Source organism: Kaistella carnis, from assembly GCF_003860585.1.
In the GTDB taxonomy this organism is placed as follows: Bacteria; Bacteroidota; Bacteroidia; order Flavobacteriales; family Weeksellaceae; genus Kaistella; species Kaistella carnis.
In genome coordinates this window covers 2,522,831-2,539,950 of the sequence record NZ_CP034159.1, presented here as the reverse complement: position 1 = coordinate 2,539,950, position 17,120 = coordinate 2,522,831, and the positions used below count along the sequence as shown (strand labels likewise).

At 36.0% G+C, this 17,120-nt stretch carries 16 protein-coding genes; 11 read left to right on the top strand and 5 right to left on the bottom strand.

What is annotated here, in order from left to right:
- Positions 1-18: 18 nt before the first annotated feature.
- From EIB73_RS11835 to EIB73_RS11825, 3 genes are all read right to left on the bottom strand, one after another.
- Positions 19-2,946: a M16 family metallopeptidase gene (locus EIB73_RS11835; protein WP_125025470.1), complete on the bottom strand. Its 2,928-nt coding sequence runs from the start codon at positions 2,944-2,946 to the stop codon at positions 19-21.
- Positions 2,947-3,002: 56 nt separating this feature from the next.
- On the bottom strand, positions 3,003-3,500 hold the full coding sequence (locus EIB73_RS11830) for a lysoplasmalogenase (protein ID WP_262706746.1): 498 nt from the start codon (positions 3,498-3,500) through the stop codon (positions 3,003-3,005).
- A 133-nt stretch (positions 3,501-3,633) separates the two neighbouring features.
- On the bottom strand, positions 3,634-4,971 hold the full coding sequence (locus tag EIB73_RS11825) for a dihydroorotase (RefSeq protein ID WP_125025468.1): 1,338 nt from the start codon (positions 4,969-4,971) through the stop codon (positions 3,634-3,636).
- Between the two features lie 284 nt (positions 4,972-5,255).
- Between EIB73_RS11825 and EIB73_RS11820 the strand changes: the two genes are divergently transcribed.
- The 9 genes from EIB73_RS11820 to ribA all read left to right on the top strand — a co-directional run bounded on the left by EIB73_RS11820 (position 5,256) and on the right by ribA (position 12,627).
- Positions 5,256-6,707: a lipopolysaccharide biosynthesis protein gene (locus EIB73_RS11820; protein WP_125025467.1), complete on the top strand. Its 1,452-nt coding sequence runs from the start codon at positions 5,256-5,258 to the stop codon at positions 6,705-6,707.
- 1 nt (position 6,708) lies between these two features.
- A complete protein-coding gene (dut, locus tag EIB73_RS11815) occupies positions 6,709-7,140 on the top strand; it encodes a dUTP diphosphatase (protein WP_125025466.1) in 432 nt (143 codons plus the stop codon).
- A 65-nt stretch (positions 7,141-7,205) separates the two neighbouring features.
- On the top strand, positions 7,206-8,234 hold the full coding sequence (locus EIB73_RS11810; protein WP_125025465.1) for a sugar phosphate nucleotidyltransferase: 1,029 nt from the start codon (positions 7,206-7,208) through the stop codon (positions 8,232-8,234).
- Positions 8,235-8,316: 82 nt separating this feature from the next.
- Positions 8,317-9,111, top strand: coding sequence for a DUF4292 domain-containing protein (locus tag EIB73_RS11805; protein WP_125025464.1), 795 nt, complete (start codon positions 8,317-8,319; stop codon positions 9,109-9,111).
- Positions 9,108-10,691 (top strand): peptidoglycan DD-metalloendopeptidase family protein, encoded by a 1,584-nt coding sequence (locus EIB73_RS11800; RefSeq protein ID WP_125025463.1) that lies wholly within the window; start codon positions 9,108-9,110, stop codon positions 10,689-10,691. Before EIB73_RS11805 ends, EIB73_RS11800 begins: the two co-directional genes overlap by 4 nt.
- Positions 10,692-10,723: 32 nt before the next feature.
- On the top strand, positions 10,724-10,927 hold the full coding sequence (locus EIB73_RS11795; protein ID WP_125025462.1) for a Sec-independent protein translocase subunit TatA/TatB: 204 nt from the start codon (positions 10,724-10,726) through the stop codon (positions 10,925-10,927).
- Between the two features lie 13 nt (positions 10,928-10,940).
- Positions 10,941-11,555 carry a DUF4254 domain-containing protein gene (locus EIB73_RS11790; RefSeq protein ID WP_125025461.1) on the top strand — a complete coding sequence of 205 codons (615 nt, stop codon included), beginning with the start codon at positions 10,941-10,943 and terminating at the stop codon, positions 11,553-11,555.
- A complete protein-coding gene (locus EIB73_RS11785; protein ID WP_125025460.1) occupies positions 11,548-12,018 on the top strand; it encodes a hypothetical protein in 471 nt (156 codons plus the stop codon). Before EIB73_RS11790 ends, EIB73_RS11785 begins: the two co-directional genes overlap by 8 nt.
- 6 nt (positions 12,019-12,024) lie before the next feature.
- Positions 12,025-12,627 carry a GTP cyclohydrolase II gene (ribA, locus tag EIB73_RS11780; protein WP_125025459.1) on the top strand — a complete coding sequence of 201 codons (603 nt, stop codon included), beginning with the start codon at positions 12,025-12,027 and terminating at the stop codon, positions 12,625-12,627.
- Between the two features lie 11 nt (positions 12,628-12,638).
- On the opposite strand, the gene deoD is transcribed toward ribA, so the two are convergent.
- Positions 12,639-13,346, bottom strand: coding sequence for a purine-nucleoside phosphorylase (deoD, locus tag EIB73_RS11775; RefSeq protein WP_125025458.1), 708 nt, complete (start codon positions 13,344-13,346; stop codon positions 12,639-12,641).
- A 134-nt stretch (positions 13,347-13,480) separates the two neighbouring features.
- Complete coding sequence (locus EIB73_RS11770) at positions 13,481-14,011, bottom strand: hypothetical protein (RefSeq protein ID WP_125025457.1); 531 nt, start codon at positions 14,009-14,011, stop codon at positions 13,481-13,483.
- A gap of 113 nt (positions 14,012-14,124) precedes the next feature.
- Between EIB73_RS11770 and EIB73_RS11765 the strand changes: the two genes are divergently transcribed.
- Complete coding sequence (locus EIB73_RS11765; RefSeq protein ID WP_125025456.1) at positions 14,125-15,855, top strand: glycoside hydrolase family 3 protein; 1,731 nt, start codon at positions 14,125-14,127, stop codon at positions 15,853-15,855.
- Between the two features lie 98 nt (positions 15,856-15,953).
- Entirely contained in the window at positions 15,954-17,087 is a 1,134-nt protein-coding gene (gene bshA, locus EIB73_RS11760; protein ID WP_125025455.1) for an N-acetyl-alpha-D-glucosaminyl L-malate synthase BshA, read from the top strand.
- Positions 17,088-17,120 lie beyond the last annotated feature (33 nt).

The following is a 17,120-nucleotide window of genomic DNA, read 5'->3' as shown; positions in this document are numbered from 1 at the left end:
TCAATTATTTTTTAAAGTTTAGTACCCGAAAAGTTCTTCTAAAGAAATCTTCTTCACTTCACCCAGTTTTTCTAAATCCTTCATCGGAACTCTTTTTTCTGAGGCGACAATGGCGTAAGTGTAGGGTTTTCCGGATAAATTAGCATCGTGGAAAGATTTCAAATCCTGCATTTTTACATTGTCTACAGAACTGTAAATCGTTTTGCGCGGATCTTCCGACAAACCTAATTCTTTCGCCGCCAGATAATTGAAAATAATATTATCCTGCGTGATTCTTTCGGTTTGAATGTCTTTCTTTACCTGCGTTTTTGCGAGGTTTAAATTCTCACTCAGGTCGGGCATTTTGGTCAACAATTCGGTCATCGCCGTCGTTGCGTCATTGAATTTATCGGCCTGACTTCCAACGTAACTCATCATGTAATATTCCTGATTTTTTTTCTGCGGCTGCATGTAAAATCCGTAGGTAGAATACGCCAAAGCCTTACTCTCACGGATGGTCTGGAACACGATGGAACCCATACCGCCCCCGAAATAGTTGTTGAAAACTTTTACAACGGTGTTCTTTTTCGGATCGTAAACATCGGTGTTTCTGATCCAGCGCGTTTCTGCCTGTACCATGTCATAATCGGTGAACAACACGGTGTTTTTGGTCTGAGGAATCTGTTTGAAAACTCTGGTAGAATCTGTTGACACAAATTTTGCCGGAACCGGATGCATGGTTTTCAGTTTATTCCCTAAATCTTTCAGGGAAGCTGGACCGTAATAAATAACAGTTTGTTCGTAATTATTGAGGTTTTTAATGCGGTCAACCAATTCTTTGGAAGTTGTAGCTTCTAACTCAGCATTGGTTAAAACATTATTGAATTTATTTTTTTCACCGTACAAAGCATAGCTTGTTAAGCCTTGAAGAATTGCGCCTTTATTGGCTTTCACGTCTTTTCTTGCTTTTGCTAATCTTTCTTTCAAACTTTTCAACGCAGCGTCATCTGCTTTTACATTCAGAATTAAATCTTCGTATAATTTTACGGCAGCATCAAAATTCTCCTGTAAACCTTCGATAGAAACCATGGTATATTCTTCGCCAGAAGCGATGGTGAAACTACACGCAATTTTATAAAATGCTTTTGAAATTTCTTCGGAAGACATTTTATCTGTTCCTAAAAACTGCAGATATTGAGAAGCTAAAGGTTGTTTCAAATCATTTAAAGACCCGATTTTATAACGGTATTTCAAACGGAAAATCTGGTTTTCGGTATTTGGAACGTAAAGCACTTCTGCTTTTCCTAATTTTGATTTTTGAATATCTTTATTGTAATCCAAAAACACGGGAGTTGAAGGATTATTTGGCATATTTCCAACCATCTTCACAAATTCAGATTGCTTATCTGCATTGGTTTCAACTGGCGTGATCTGCGGTTTTTCAATTTTAACCGTTGCAGGAGATTCTCCTTTTCTTTTTAAAACCGCAACATAATTTTCACCTAAATATTTATTGGCAAAAGCAACAATATCTGCTTTAGAAATCTTGGATAAATCATTCACGTAAGCAACTTGATCTCTCCAGTTTAACTCAGAAGTAAACGCATCCATCAAAGAACTTGCGCGAGCATCATACTTTTCGGATTCGTAGATTTTATTTTTCTTGATGTTGTTGATAATGGAAGTAATCAATTCCTGATCGAAGTTTCCTTTTTTCAAATTATCGATTTCTCCTAAGACCAAAGTTTTCACGTCTTCTAAACTTTGTCCGTTGGTTGGAGCTGCACTGATGTACAAAACCCCGTAATCGATCAACGTAAAAGTTTCTGCCGAAGCGCGTAATAATTTTTGTTTTTTAACCAAGTTCAAATCCATCAAACCTGCTTTACCATTGGTTAAAACTTGCCCAACCAAATCTGCAATCAAAACATCTTTGTCTTTATTTCCCGGTAATCTGAAACCGATGGTTAAGTTTTCCGCATCTGGACCTGTAATTTCTTTAATGATTGGAGCTGTAATCGGAGTTTCCGGCTTGAAGGTATATTTCGCAACCGGTTTGTTTTGCATGTAAGAAAAAGCTTTATCAACTTGTGCAATCACCACATCCGGATCAAAATCTCCCGATAAAATGACGCCCATATTATTGGGAACATAATAGTTGTGGAAGTATTTTCTAATTTCAACCAAGGAAGGATTTTTTAAATCTTCAATCGTTCCTATCGTAGTTTGCTGTCCGTAATTATGATTTTTAAATAATTCTGCAAATAAAGTTTCGAAAACTTTGCTTCCATCACTGTCTAAACTTCTGTTCTTTTCTTCGTAAACCGCTTCTAATTCCGTGTGGAAAATTCTCAAGATTGGATTACGAAATCTTTCTCCCTGAACGGCTAAATATTTATTCAAAGAACTACTCGGAACATCATCGGTATAAACTGTTTGCTCAAAACTTGTGAAGGCATTTGTTCCTTGTGCTCCCATTGAAGCCATCATTTTATCGTACTCATTGGCAATCGCGAATTTACTTGCAACTCCGGAAACAGAATCGATTTTCTTGTAAATCGCTTTTCTTTGAGCTTCATCTTTGGTTTTATTGTACGTTTCGTAAAGCGCGTCAATTTTATCCAATTCCGGTTTTTCTTTCGCCCAATCCAGAGAACCATATTTATCAGTTCCTTTAAAAACCATGTGTTCCAGATAATGCGCTAATCCCGTATTTGTTCGTGGATCGGTTTTACTTCCCGCTTTCACAGCAACATAAGCTTGAATTCTGGGATCTTTTTTGGTCGGACTTAAAATAACAGTCAAACCATTTTTCAAGGTGTAAAATCTTGCGCTCATTGGATCGTTTGTTACATATTTGTACGTGTAACCGTTTCCAGAAGCTTCTTTCCACTCATATTTATTCTGTGCAAAAATGTGCAAAGAAAAGAGCAACATGAAAATTGCCAAGGAGAGTTTTTTGAACATAAATTATTTATTTAAAGTATTAGACGAAAATTTTTGGGAATTGTTTCAAATCTTTACTAATTTTTAGATGAAAGCATTCCTCTCACCAAAAACCATTGCGCCAAAACATAGGTTATCATCACCAGCAAATTAAGGATCATCAAGGGCTGCAAGAACAGATATACGGAAAGCAGCGTATCTGAAATTAGAAATAAAAGCGCTCCAATAATCAAGTTTCTGTTCTGCGTTTTAATAGCGTTGTACATCATCGTAGCAATTACAACAGCATAAATAATTACTGGAATTTTCATTTCTTTTAAATACGGAAAAAGAAAAAAGAGTAAAATTGAGGCATAGAGACTAAGAATAACCGGCCAAATTTCCGAAATACGTGTTTGCTGTTTTTTCTTAAAAGAAATAATATAAAACAGATGAGCCAATAAAAAGCTGCCTAGTCCAGGCAAAAAACCCCATTTAAAAAGAAGAAATAAATCCCCAAAAAAACTAAGCACCAATCCCACTAAAAACAATTTATCCAATTGAATTTTTTCTGATTTTAAACTTGTGATATACATTAAAATTAAAATTGGAAGCAAAAGCGGTTTAGTGAAAAACCGCAATTCCGGTTGATTATTGAAAATGAAAAACAAATCAATTGCAAAAACAATAACTAATATAATCTGTAAAATTTTTGATCTCATAAAAAAATTATTTACGGTCAAAAAGTAATCTTTCGCCATGTTTTTCTTCGGAAATTTTTCCATTGTCAAAAGCTGGAAAACCATTTATGAAAGTATGCGTTATTTTTGAATGAAATTCAGTTCCTTCAAAAGGACTCCAACCACATTTGTAGAGAATGTTTTCTTTGGAAACCGTGTAACGGTCATTCATATCAACCAAAACCAAATCTGCTTTAAAACCTTCTTTGATAAAACCTCTTTTTTCAATTTGAAATAAAATCGCCGGATTATGACACATTTTTTGAACAATTTTTTCTAAAGAAATCTTACCCTTTTTAAAGTTTTCGAGCATTACATTTAAAGCATGCTGAACCAAAGGTCCGCCGGAAGGTGCCTGTAAATATTTTTGAGATTTCTCTTCTAAAGTATGCGGCGCGTGATCTGTAGCAATCACATCAATTCGGTCATCCAACAAAGCTTCCCATAATCCGTCTTTATCTATCTGCGTTTTCACGGCAGGATTCCACTTGATGAAATTTCCCTTCGTTTCGTAATCTTCATTGGTAAAACTTAGATGATGAACACAAACTTCTGCCGTGATTTTTTTCTCTTTTAATGGAATATCATTTCTGAACAATTCCATTTCTTTTGCGGTCGATAAGTGAAACACATGCAATCTAGCTCCTGTTTTTTTCGCCAGCTCAATTGCTTTTGAAGAAGAAATATAACACGCTTCTTCACTGCGAATTAAATGATGCGCAGTTACAGGAATATCTTCGCCATATTTTTCTTTAAAGATTTCCGTGTTTTTTCTGATTGTTGCTTCATCTTCACAGTGAACCGCTATCAACATTTTGGTACTGCTGAAAATCTTTTCTAAAGTTTCCGGATTATCAACCAACATATTTCCGGTTGAAGAACCGAGGAACAATTTTATTCCGGCAACATTTCGCGGATTGGTTTTCAGAACTTCTTCCAGATTATCATTCGTTCCGCCCATTAAAAAAGAATAATTGGCAAATGATTTCTCGGCGGCAATTTTGTATTTTTCTTCTAATAATTCTTGAGTCACTGCATTCGGAACCGTATTAGGCTGTTCCATAAAACTCGTAATTCCACCTGCAATTGCAGCTCTGGATTCACTTTCAATATCGCCTTTCCAAGTTAAACCCGGTTCGCGGAAATGAACCTGATCATCAATGATCCCCGGCAAAAGATGTTTTCCGGTAGCATCAATAATCTGATGAACATTTTCTTCAGAAATATTTTTTCCGATTTTTGATATTAAATCATTTTCGATGAGTAAATCACTTTCGAAAATTTGATTTTCATTGACGATGTGGGCATTTTTGATAAGGATTTTCATTTCAGGAGAACTAAGATTTGGTGGATTGAAAAATTAAGGTTCGCTTTTGGAAATCAGCTTTCACAAATTTAATATTTAAAAACGATTTAAAAATGCTTCCGCCTTTATTATAAATAAATTTAAATTAATGGAAGATATCCTGCCACGAATGCACTAATCTATCTTTTCGCGCAAATAAATTCGCGAATTCGTTGAAAAAACAAATTGCTCATTTATTCTAACCTAAAACTTGAAATCTTTTCAGCTCAAATCTATTTAATTATATTTGCAGAAATTCAGAAATTTTGTATAAAAAATTATTGGGACAAACCGCGATTTATGGATTAAGTACGGTTATAATTCGGTTGTTTCCTTTTATCATCAGTCCCTTTGTTACGAACGCTTTCGGCCCACAATCGCTGGCTCCTTTTATCGATTTTTATTCGGTTGCCGGAATCATCATCGTTTTGCTTTCTCACGGAATGGAAACGACTTTTTTCCGTTTTGCCGAAAAAGAAGGCGACACCAAAAAATTAATTTCTACGGCAACTTTAAGCGTGATTGGAGCTTCCGTTCTTTTTATGCTGTTCGCTTATATTTTCCGACAGGATTTAGCGATCGCTTTTAAAACACCGGATCAAATCAATCTTCTAACGATGATGCTTTTTGTTCTTGGCTTAGATGGACTTTCAACAATGCCTTTTGTAATTTTAAGAAAAACGGGACGACCGAAAAAGTTTGCTTTAATTAAAATTACAAATGGCGTTATTAACTTCCTGTTAGTCCTTTTCTTTATTGTGATTTTACCTCGTTTGGGAGACAAAGGGCTTTTTGGTTACACTTATAATAAGGAGTTTGGGATTGGTTATGTGTTTGTCGCCAACTTAGTAGCGAGCGCCGTAACATTTATTCTTCTTGCTCAAGAAATAAAATCGGTACGGGTCGCCGCCTTCGACTGGAATCTCTGGAAAAAAATGATGGCGTATTCCTGGCCAATTACCATCGCCGGTTTGGCTGGAGTAGTTAATGAAACGATGGACCGACAGTTTTTAAAGTACCTTTTACCTGATGGAATAAACACGGAGCAAATGGCGATTTATGGAGCGGTTTGTAAAATTGTGACTTTCCTTACCTTATTCCGACAAGCGTATCTTTTGGGAATTGAACCTTTCTTTTTCTCGCACGCAAAAAATGAAAACTCGGGTCAATCATATGCTAAATTAATGGATATGTTCGTGATTGTCAATTGCGTTATTTTATTGGCTTTATGCGTTAATCTAAATTGGCTGGCTGAACTTTATCTTTCGAATCCGGCTTATAATGAAGGAATTCCGATTGTGCCGATTGTTTTAATCGCCGCCGTTTTTTTAGGTATTTATTTGAATATGTCGGTTTGGTATAAACTTTCTGACAAGACTATTTTTGGCGCTTACATTTCAATTTTGGGCGCGGCAGTTACGATTGCTGTCAACGTATATTTCATACCATCTTATGGATATTGGGCTTCAACATGGGGAACTTTTTTAAGCTACTTTTCAATGATGACCGTCTCTTATTTCCTGGGTCAATATTTTTATCCCGTTCCGTATCATATGAAGAAAATTATAGGATATTTGTCTTTAAGTATTTTCTTCTCCCTCCTTTCTTATTATGTACTGGACGGAAACTTAATCATCGGAAACTCATTATTAATCGTGTTTTTAGCTATTGTCCTGTACTTTGAAAAAGACACTTTAAAAAAATTAAGAAAAGCTTAGTATGAAAATAAAAATCATCAATAAATCGCAGCATCCTTTACCTAAATACCAGACTGCACTTTCTGCCGGAATGGATTTATATGCTAACCTGGAAGAAACCATCACTTTGAAATCTTTGGAAAGAAAGTTAATTCCAACAGGATTATTTTTAGAACTTCCGGAAGGTTATGAAGCTCAGGTCAGACCAAGAAGCGGACTAGCTATAAAAAACGGAATCTCTGTCTTAAATGCTCCCGGGACAATCGACGCAGATTACCGCGGGGAAATTGGGGTTATTTTAGTAAATTTGTCGACCGAAGATTTTAACATCAATAATGGTGACCGAATTGCCCAAATGGTGATTGCAAAATATGAAACTGCAGAATGGCAGGAAGTTGCTGAAATCAATGAAACCGAGCGAGGAGCCGGCGGATTCGGTAGTACTCAATTATAAATAAAAATACATCTCATTCTTAAAATTGATTTAGTTCAATTAATGAGTAAATTAAAAATACAATTATGAAAATTATAGTTCCAATGGCCGGACGCGGCTCCAGATTAAGACCGCACACTTTAACAGTTCCAAAACCCTTAATTCCGATTGCAGGTAAACCAATTGTTCAACGTTTAGTGGAAGATATTACGAAAGTAGCTGGCGAGAAAATCGACGAAATTGCTTTTATTATTGGAGATTTCGGAGCTGAAGTTGAGGCTTCTTTAATTCAGATCGCTGAAAGTTTAGGTGCAAAAGGAACCGTTTATACGCAGGACGAACCACTAGGAACAGCGCACGCGATTAAATGTGCAGAGCAATCCATGCAGGGAAATGTAGTTGTGGCTTTCGCGGATACTTTATTTAAAGCTGACTTTATTTTAGATAAAAACTCAGATGGTGTAATCTGGGTAAAAAAAGTTGAAGACCCTTCCGCTTTTGGAGTTGTGAAATTAGATGATTATGGATTCATCACTGATTTCGTAGAAAAACCAACCACCTTCGTTTCTGACTTGGCGATTATTGGAATTTACTATTTCAATTCTGCCGAGAAATTAATGTCGGAAATTAACCATATTATGGAGAATGACATTAAAGTTGGTGGCGAATATCAATTGACAACTGCGTTAGAAAATCTTCGTCAAAAAGGAGCGAAATTTTCTTTAGGTAAAGTTGATGACTGGATGGATTGTGGAAATAAAAATGCGACTGTTGATACCAACGGAAAAGTTCTGGAATACGAAAGAGCAAATGTTGCCAACTATCCGGCTTCTTCAAAAATCGAAAACTGTTTAATTATTCCACCATGTTTCATCGGGGAAAATGTAGAGATTTCAAATTCAAAAATTGGCCCTCGAGTTTCTATTGGCAATAACACCATAGTTATAAATTCAAATATTGACAATTCCCTTATTCAGGAAAATACCGTAATTGACCATGGAAACCTGAGCAATTCAATGATCGGTAATTCTGCACAATACTTTGGGGTGGCTAGACAAATCTCATTAGGTGATTACTCGGTGCTTGATTTTCTATCAAAAGAAAACAGTCTTTAATTACAAAAAATAAACCGTAGAAAGCCACGCAAAACATTCTGTGTGGTTTGGCGTTACTATTGCAAACCTCTGAAGTAAAAAAATGAAGAAATATATTATTCCAGCAGCTTTAATGCTTATTCTGAGTTCTTGCAAAACCAGAACAACAGGCGATGCACCTATAAATACGCAGACGGCAATTGCTTCAAGTTCCGCTTTCTTTACTAAAATTAAAGAAAATACAGACTTTCAACAGCTGAAAATCAATACCAGGATTACTGCAGAAACGGGCAGTTTTATTCCTCCTTTAGACGCCACTATTTATATTGAAAAAGATCAAAAAGTCTGGATCAATATGGTTGCCATATTCCTGAACGTAGGACGTGGAATTGCAACTCCCGAAGGAATTAAAGGGTATGAAAAATGGAATAAAACCTATATCGAATCTGATTTCAGTTATTTGAACTCACTACTGAATGTCAATTTTATCGATTATGGTGCTTTTCAAAATTTGTTATTGGGTAAAACATTTATTCCAGTAAATGATAAAGATTTTAAAGTCACCAAAAATGCACAGGGCTATTTGCTGAGTTCAGTGAAAAATTTGAAATTTACGAACAACGGAAAGGTTTCTGAATACAATGCTTCATTGAGTTATAATGCAGATATGGATTTAGAAAAAGTTTCATTAAACAAAGTAGATGAACCGGATCAGCTGGAAGTATCTTACTCCAATTGGGAAAATTTTGAAAATGCAAGACTTCCAAAAAATGTTAAAATAATAATAAAAGGCGCGAAAAACAGCCAGATTTTACTAGAAAATACGAAATTTGAGAGTTCTAAAATGGTAACTCCTTATTCTGTTCCCAACAATTATACGAAAACTGAGATCAAATGATTAAAAGACTGAGCTTTTTAATAGGAATTTTTCTGTTTACTTTTTTTTCTGGGCAGAAAAAAGAACAACTTCAAAAGCAGAATGCGGAACTGAAAAAACAAATTGCCTCCATCAACTCAAATTTAGCTAAAACTCAGCAACAGTCGAAATTGTCTGTTGCTTATCTGAATGAGGTGGAGAAAAAAATTCAACTTCGCGAAAAAGTTTATACCAATACCCAAAAAGAAAAAAAATTAATCGAAGACGAAATTTATTTGCGTCAGTTAGAGATCAACCGACAAAATCGGGAATTGGCCGTTCTACGAAAAAATTATGCAGAAGTTCTTGTAAAAGCTTACAAAAATAAAGGAGTTCAGAATAAAGTAACTTTCATTCTTTCTTCTAAAAATTTGGGAGAAGCTTTGCGACGGGTTCAATATTTGAAAGATTATTCAGACTATCAAGATAAGAAAGCTGCAGAGATCTCGACGGCAGCAAAGGTTTTGTTAGAGAATATTGCCTTAAGACAGAAAGCTGTAAAAGATAAAGAAACGATTCTTTCAAATCAGCAAAAAGACCTTTTAACAATAGAAGCTGAGAAAAAAACCAAACAAAATCTTTTAGCAGAATTTAAGAAAAATGAAGTACAACTTACTGCTGAATTACAACAGAAACAGACAGAATCTAAAAAATTAGAAGGACAGATTCGATCAATTATTGCGGAAGAAATTCGAATTGCCAAAGCAAAAGAAGCAGAACGTAAAAAAGAAGAAGCAGAGAAAATTCGATTAGCTAAGATCGCTGCAGAGCGTGAAAAAGCACGAATTGATGCGGAGAACAAGGCGAAGATGGAAGCTTTAGCTTTAGAAAAGAAAAAAGCAGATGATGAAGCGAGAAGACTGAAAGAAATTTCAGATAGAAAAGCCGCTGAAGAAGCAGAAAAGGCGAAACTAGCTTTGGCCGCAGACGCAAAGAAAAGTGAAGATTCAAGAAGGGCTGCCGATGCTGAAAAAGCAGAAGCCCGACGATTGGCAGCAGCAAAAGATGCGGCTATTGCAGCAGCAAATGCTAAAGCTGCAGCGGAAAAAGCAGCGAATGCTAGAGCAGCAGAAGCCAGTATGACGAAGAAAAACAACGACGAAAAGCAAGCTGCCGAAACCAAAGCAATGACCAACTACGGCGTTTCTTCGGCGGTTGGCAATAATTTCGCAGCGAATAGAGGGAAGATGGGAATGCCGGCTTACGGAACTATTACGCACCGTTTTGGGCGACAGCCACACCCCGTTTTCAAAAATATTGTAGAAGAAAATAACGGAATTAAAATTGCTGTTTCGAAAGGAACTGTTGCAAAATGTATTGCGCCGGGAACTGTTTCCCGTGTCGTAGCATCTGCCGACGGATCTAAAACGGTTATTGTTAAACACGGCGATTATTTTACTATTTATGCCAATTTGGGGAGTACAATGGTTTCTGCGAACCAACAAGTTTCGGCCGGAACTTCAATAGGAGTGGTAGGTTCTGATTTTGATGGCAGTTATACTTTAGATTTCCAAATCTGGAATGGCAGCAATCCCGTAGATCCTATAGGTTGGGTGAATTAAAAATTTAATATAACTTTGTAAAAATATATAAAATGGATACATTAACAATAATGGCACTTTCTTGGCAACATCTATTGATTGTTGGGATTATTATTTTAGTTTTCTTCGGTGGAAGAAAAATTCCTGAAATGATGAGAGGTCTTGGGTCTGGAATCAAAGAGTTTAAGGATGCTGTAAAAGAAGACGAACCTAAAAATCCGGAGGAGCCAAAGAGCAATTCAAGCACTACTCCATAAAAAGACAGACTTAATGAAATTTACGGAAACTGCGTGGGAAATTTTTAGCCAATCGATTGAAGATTACCATTTGACAGACAATGTAGAGGCAACAATAAAAAATCCTTTTCCAGACGGTTCTTTGGAACAACTTTTGTATGCAAAGAACTGGATTGATACCGTTCAATGGCATATGGAAGATATTATTCGCGATGAGGATATTGACCCTACAGAAGCCCTTACTTTGAAAAGAAAAATAGACTCTTCAAATCAAAAAAGAACAGATTTGGTAGAGTTTATCGACAGTTGGTTCCTTGATAAATATAAAAATATATCACCGCGTGAAGATGCTAAGATAAATTCAGAAACTCCCGCTTGGGCAGTTGACCGTTTATCAATTTTAGCATTAAAAATCTATCACATGAATCTTGAGGCTCAAAGAGAGACGGCGAGTGAAGACCACCGAAAAAAATGCACCGACAAACTGAATGTATTGCTGGAGCAACAAAAAGATCTTTCTGAAGCGATCGAGCAATTGCTTTTTGATATAGAGAACGGTAAAACTAAGATGAAAGTCTACAAACAGATGAAAATGTATAATGACCAAAGTCTTAATCCGATCCTTTATCAAAATGTGAAAAATGAATAAAAAAAAGTTTAGTTACATTTTAATATTTTTCTTTGCCCTTTCCTGTTCTGCAGAGAAAATTAATCTTTCGCCGGTTGGTAACTCAATTTTAGAAAAAGGTGAAGGAGTTCAAACTTATTCTTATTCGGAGCGTAAAAATTTAATTGTTTATTCTTCGGAAATTACGAATCTCATTTCTTCCTTTCCGAAGTTTAGAAATGACGCCGTTAACAAAGAGGTGACCAACCTTAAGTACCATCTTAAAGATTATATTGGCGCACTGGAATCGTACAATATTAATGGGCTGAACAATGCGCAGAGAAGTTTTGAAAAATCGTACAAAAAGCTTCAAAAATTAAGACCATACCTGAATTCAGATGAGGATCAAGTCCTTAACCGATATTTGGTTAGAATTAAAACTAATATGTCTCTATTAGAAAGTAATATTCCTAAAGATTCCTTAAGTACCTCCAAGATAAACTAAATTTCCATGTTAAAAATCCAGGCAGAATCCAATGTACCTACGGAGTACGGGGAATTTCGCATGATTGCATTTGCTGAAGACCAAGATGATTGGATGCCACACATGGCAATAGTAGCAAAAAATACCAATTTTTCTCAACCGGTGAACGTACGGTTTCATTCTGAATGTATTACGGGTGAAGTTTTCCACTCCAAAAAATGTGAGTGCGGTCAACAGCTTGATCGTGCTATGAAATTTATTCAGGAGAACGGTGGGATCATTGTTTACCTAAGACAGGAAGGCAGAAACATTGGGATCATCAACAAACTCAAAGCGTACGCATTACAGGAGCAGGGTTTTGATACGGTTGAAGCTAATCTTAAACTTGGACTTCCGGCAGATGACCGTAACTTCGACGTTGCCATTGAAATTTTGAATATTCTGAACGTGAAATCAGTAAATCTACTGACCAACAATCCCGAAAAACTAAAATTTGTAAAGGAAAGCAACATTCTTCTAAACAAAAGAATTCCTTTGCAGATGGACTCTACAAAGGAAAGTGAAAGTTATTTGAAAGTTAAAAAAGATTACTTCGGGCATCTTTTAGATGATCAAAATGAAATCCTTTAGCTTGTTTTTATCTAGATTTTAATTGCCGTTTCCAAAGCCAACTCAATCATGGGTTTCAATGCTTTTTCTCTTTGATCAGCAGAGATATAATCACCAGTTGGGATGATATCAGAAACTGTTAATATGGTTGCTGCATTTTTACCTAAATGCTGGGCGTTTGCAAAAAGAGCGAAAGCTTCCATTTCTACAGCAGCGCAATTATATTTCGCAGCAATTGCCGGTAGATCCTGACTTTTTCTATAAAAAATATCACTGGTGTGAATCGTCGTAGGTTTTATTTCTAGAGATAGATCTTTCGAAGTTTGGTTTAGGAGGTCAAACGTATTCCCCTGATGTTTCAGTTTTTCATCCTCAATTTCCCAGGCGAATTTAGCATAGGTTGATTCACTTGCCGCAAACTCCACGTTTAAAAGATCGAAAACTTTTAACTCGTCTGTGTAAGCGCCACAAGTACCAATTCTAATGATGGTATCCACATCAAATTCTGTGAATAACTCGTAGGAATAAATCCCAATACTCGCACATCCCATTCCACTGGCGCCTACAGAAACTTCCTTGCCTTTGTATAAACCCGTAAAATAGAAAATATTTCTGGTTTGACTTACCAATTTTACTTCTGTTAAAAAATGATCTGCGATATATTTTGCTCTTAAAGGATCTCCTGGTTGTAAAACAGTTTTTGCAATTTCTCCTTTTTTAGCCGCGATGTGAACACTCATTATTACTATATTTTTAATTAATTATTCAAGCACTAAAGTTACTAATTTATGAACAATTACAACTTATACCTTAAAAACTATCAAAAGAAAACCACTGCAAAGGCAGTGGTTAGAATTATATGAATGATTGAAAGTTATAATGTTTTAACTTTTGTATCATCTATTTTAAAGTATCGAATTACACTGTTGTAATCTGAATAATCTACATTCGCATTTTTTCCGCCTTGAGAAGCAGGAACTAATACCACTCTAAAAGTTTGGCCGCTAATATATTCAGGAGTCGTACTTAGTGCATAATTACCGTCCGCGTAGATCATAATATCATTTCTACTGAAATCAAAATCGTAGTCCAAAACATTGGACCCAAAATAAATGCTTCGTGGAATTGATTGCCAAACAGGCGAACCATCTGTTGTAGATACCGCTTTTCTGTAGATCAAGACAACATCTGTATCAACTAAAGGTTTATTAAAAGTTCGTTCGATGCTTCCACTTTGAGGATTTGCAGGATCAATGCTGAAGTTCACATTATTAATATCCAAAACCACAGAGTACGTATCATTATCTGGATTTTGAACGATGACCTCATCGTTCCGATCATTACAGCTTACCATTGCTCCAAGAGAGAAAACTCCCATTAAAGCGAATATAAAATATTTTTTCATTTTTAAAATTTTAAGGATTAATTAACTTTTATTTGTCAATATGTATGCCAACAGAGTTGACCTTTTTAAAAATTAAAAATTGTATTTTTGTTTCTCAACTATTTTATGAAAGAATGAAAAATTTCAAAGTTCAAATCTCCATTTTCCTTATCGCATTATTTTTTGCTAATCAAGCTTTACATTCACAATATCAGCCTAAAAATATTTCAAAATCAGAGATAGAAAAAGCAAACCAGTGGGTCAATAAAACCTACAATTCACTTTCACAGGATGAAAAGCTGGGTCAGCTTTTCATCGTCGCTTTATATACAAATAAAGATGAAGCTCACATTAATGCCGTTCGCGATATCGTGCTGAAAGATAAGATCGGCGGCTTAATTCTGATGCAGGACGATGCCGCACGCGAGATCAAACTCGTTAATGAATTTCAGCAGAAATCAAAAGTACCTTTAATGGTCGGTATGGATGCTGAATGGGGAATCTTTCAAAGAATTGCAACGGCACACAAATTTCCATGGGCTATGACGCTGGGCGCAATTCAGGATAAAAATTTAATTACAGAAATGGCGGCAAAAATTGCGGAAGACTGTAAAAGAATGGGAATCAACTGGGATTTTGCACCTGTAGTTGATGTAAATACGAATCCAAATAATCCAATTATAGGAAACCGAAGCTTTGGGTCACAAGTTCCAAATGTGGTGAGTTCCGCCGTGGCCTATGCCACTGGATTACAAGACAATAATATTTTAGCGGCAATTAAACATTTTCCGGGACATGGAGACACCGACACTGATTCGCATCTTGATCTTCCGGTGGTATCACACTCGTTAAAAAGATTGAACGAAGTTGAAATTGCACCTTTTAAAGCATTAATGGATAAAGGCATTGGCGGCGTAATGGTGGCACATCTTTACGTTCCGGCCTTGGAAAAAACAAAAGGAATACCGGCTTCGATCTCTAAAAACATCATCACAGGAATTTTGAAAGAACAATTGGGTTATAAAGGACTTATAATTACGGATGCCTTAAATATGGGTGCTGTTGCCAATAAGTTTAAAGCTGGTGAACTTGATGCAATGGCCTTCGCCGCAGGGAATGATATTATGTTATTCAGTCAGGATGTTGCGACGGGTAAAAAATTGATTCAGCAAGCCATCGACAAAGGAGATATTCCGCAGCAAAGAGTAGAAGAAAGCGTCAAGAAGATTTTATTGACAAAATATTATTTAGGCTTAAGTCAATATGAACCTAGAAATCCCGATCATATTAATGAGGATTTAAATAATGATTCACATTCTAAAATTGTTCAGAAAATGTATTCCAACGCATTAACTTTAATTAAAGATGATCATAAATTGCTTCCGCTAAACTGTAAAGAAACATATTATTATGTTCCGTTAGAAGAAGCGCCCTATCAAACTTTTGTGGATCAATTAAATTTAAAAACGACGATCATTGTAAAAAAAGCTTCAGAAATTTCAACCATTCCTGCGAACTCGAAAGTAATTGTTGGCTTTCATAAAGATAATTCAACGGCGTATAAACCATACAAAATATCTACAGAGAGCAAAAAAGTTCTGGCAGACTTAAGTAAAAACCCAAAGGTAATTTTAAACGTTTTCGGATCGCCTTATGCCTTGAAAGATGTTGACATTTCTAAAATCTCAACTGTTGTAGTGTCTTACGAAAACAATGAGGATTCGATGATTGCCGCAGCAAAAGCTTTCTGTGGTGAAACAAAAATCTGGGGAAAACTTCCCGTCTTGGTTAATGAAAATCTAAAAGCCGGAATGGGCCTCGAACTCAATCCATCTTCCAGAATCGATTTGTCGTCGAAAAAATAACCAAAAAAAGTAAATTTCTCAGGCAGTGAGATATTACAAATTTTAAAGTAAATTTCGTTCACCTAAAAAATTAAGTTTTATAAACTAAAAATTATTCAATGAAAATCGGAATTCTCTGTTATCCAACCTATGGTGGAAGTGGCATCGTTGCTACAGAACTCGGCATGGCACTCGCAAACAAAGGCTATGAAGTGCACTTTATCAGTTCTGCCTTGCCTGCGAGATTAGATATTACAAACCCTAATATATTTTTCCACAAAGTAAATGTGCAGACCTATCCGCTTTTTCAATATCAACCCTATGACATCGCACTTTCGTCGATGATTTATAGAGTCGTAAATTTATATAAACTGGATTTACTTCATGCGCATTACGCAATTCCATATGCGTACGCTGCATTTACTGCGAAACAAATGTTGAAAGAAGAGGGTAAAGATATTCCATTGGTTACGACCCTTCACGGAACTGATATTACTTTGGTGGGACAACACCCAAGTTATAAACATGCGGTAGAATTCTCCATCAATCAATCAGACACGATCACTTCTGTCTCTGAAAGTTTAAAGAAAGATACGTTGCAGCTCTTTAAAATAACAAAGGATATTCAGGTCATCACCAATTTTATCGATAACGATGAATTTAAAATGGTGTCAGATTGCCAGCGAAATCATTTCGCAACGAAAGATGAAAAAATATTGATTCACGTTTCCAATCTTCGTCCGGTGAAGCGCGTACAAGATGTTTTACAGATTTTTAAAAATGTAAATGCAAAAGTGAAATCCAAACTGATTATTATTGGGGAAGGACCGGATATGGAAATCATTAATGAGTTTTTAGAAGACCACCCGGATTTAATCGGTAAAGTTCGTCTGCTCGGAAAAGTGAATGACCTCTATAAAATTCTTCAACTGTCCGATGTCTTTTTACTTCCTTCTGAACAGGAAAGTTTTGGTCTGGCCGCTTTGGAAGCTATGGCTGCTGAAACGCCCGTCATCAGTTCAAATGCCGGTGGAATTCCCGAAGTTAATATTCAGGGAGAAACGGGATATCTTACCGAGATTGGCAATGTAGAAGCCATGAGTAATTACAGCATCAAACTGTTAAGTGATGACAACCTGTTGGCGCAGATGAAAAAAAATGCAAAAGAGCAGGCCTTAAGATTTGATCTAACAAACATTTTACCACTTTACGAGAAAATGTATGCGGAGACTTTAAGTACTTTTCAAAAATAGTCTTTTCACCTTTTTTATTCAGAAATTGCTTTG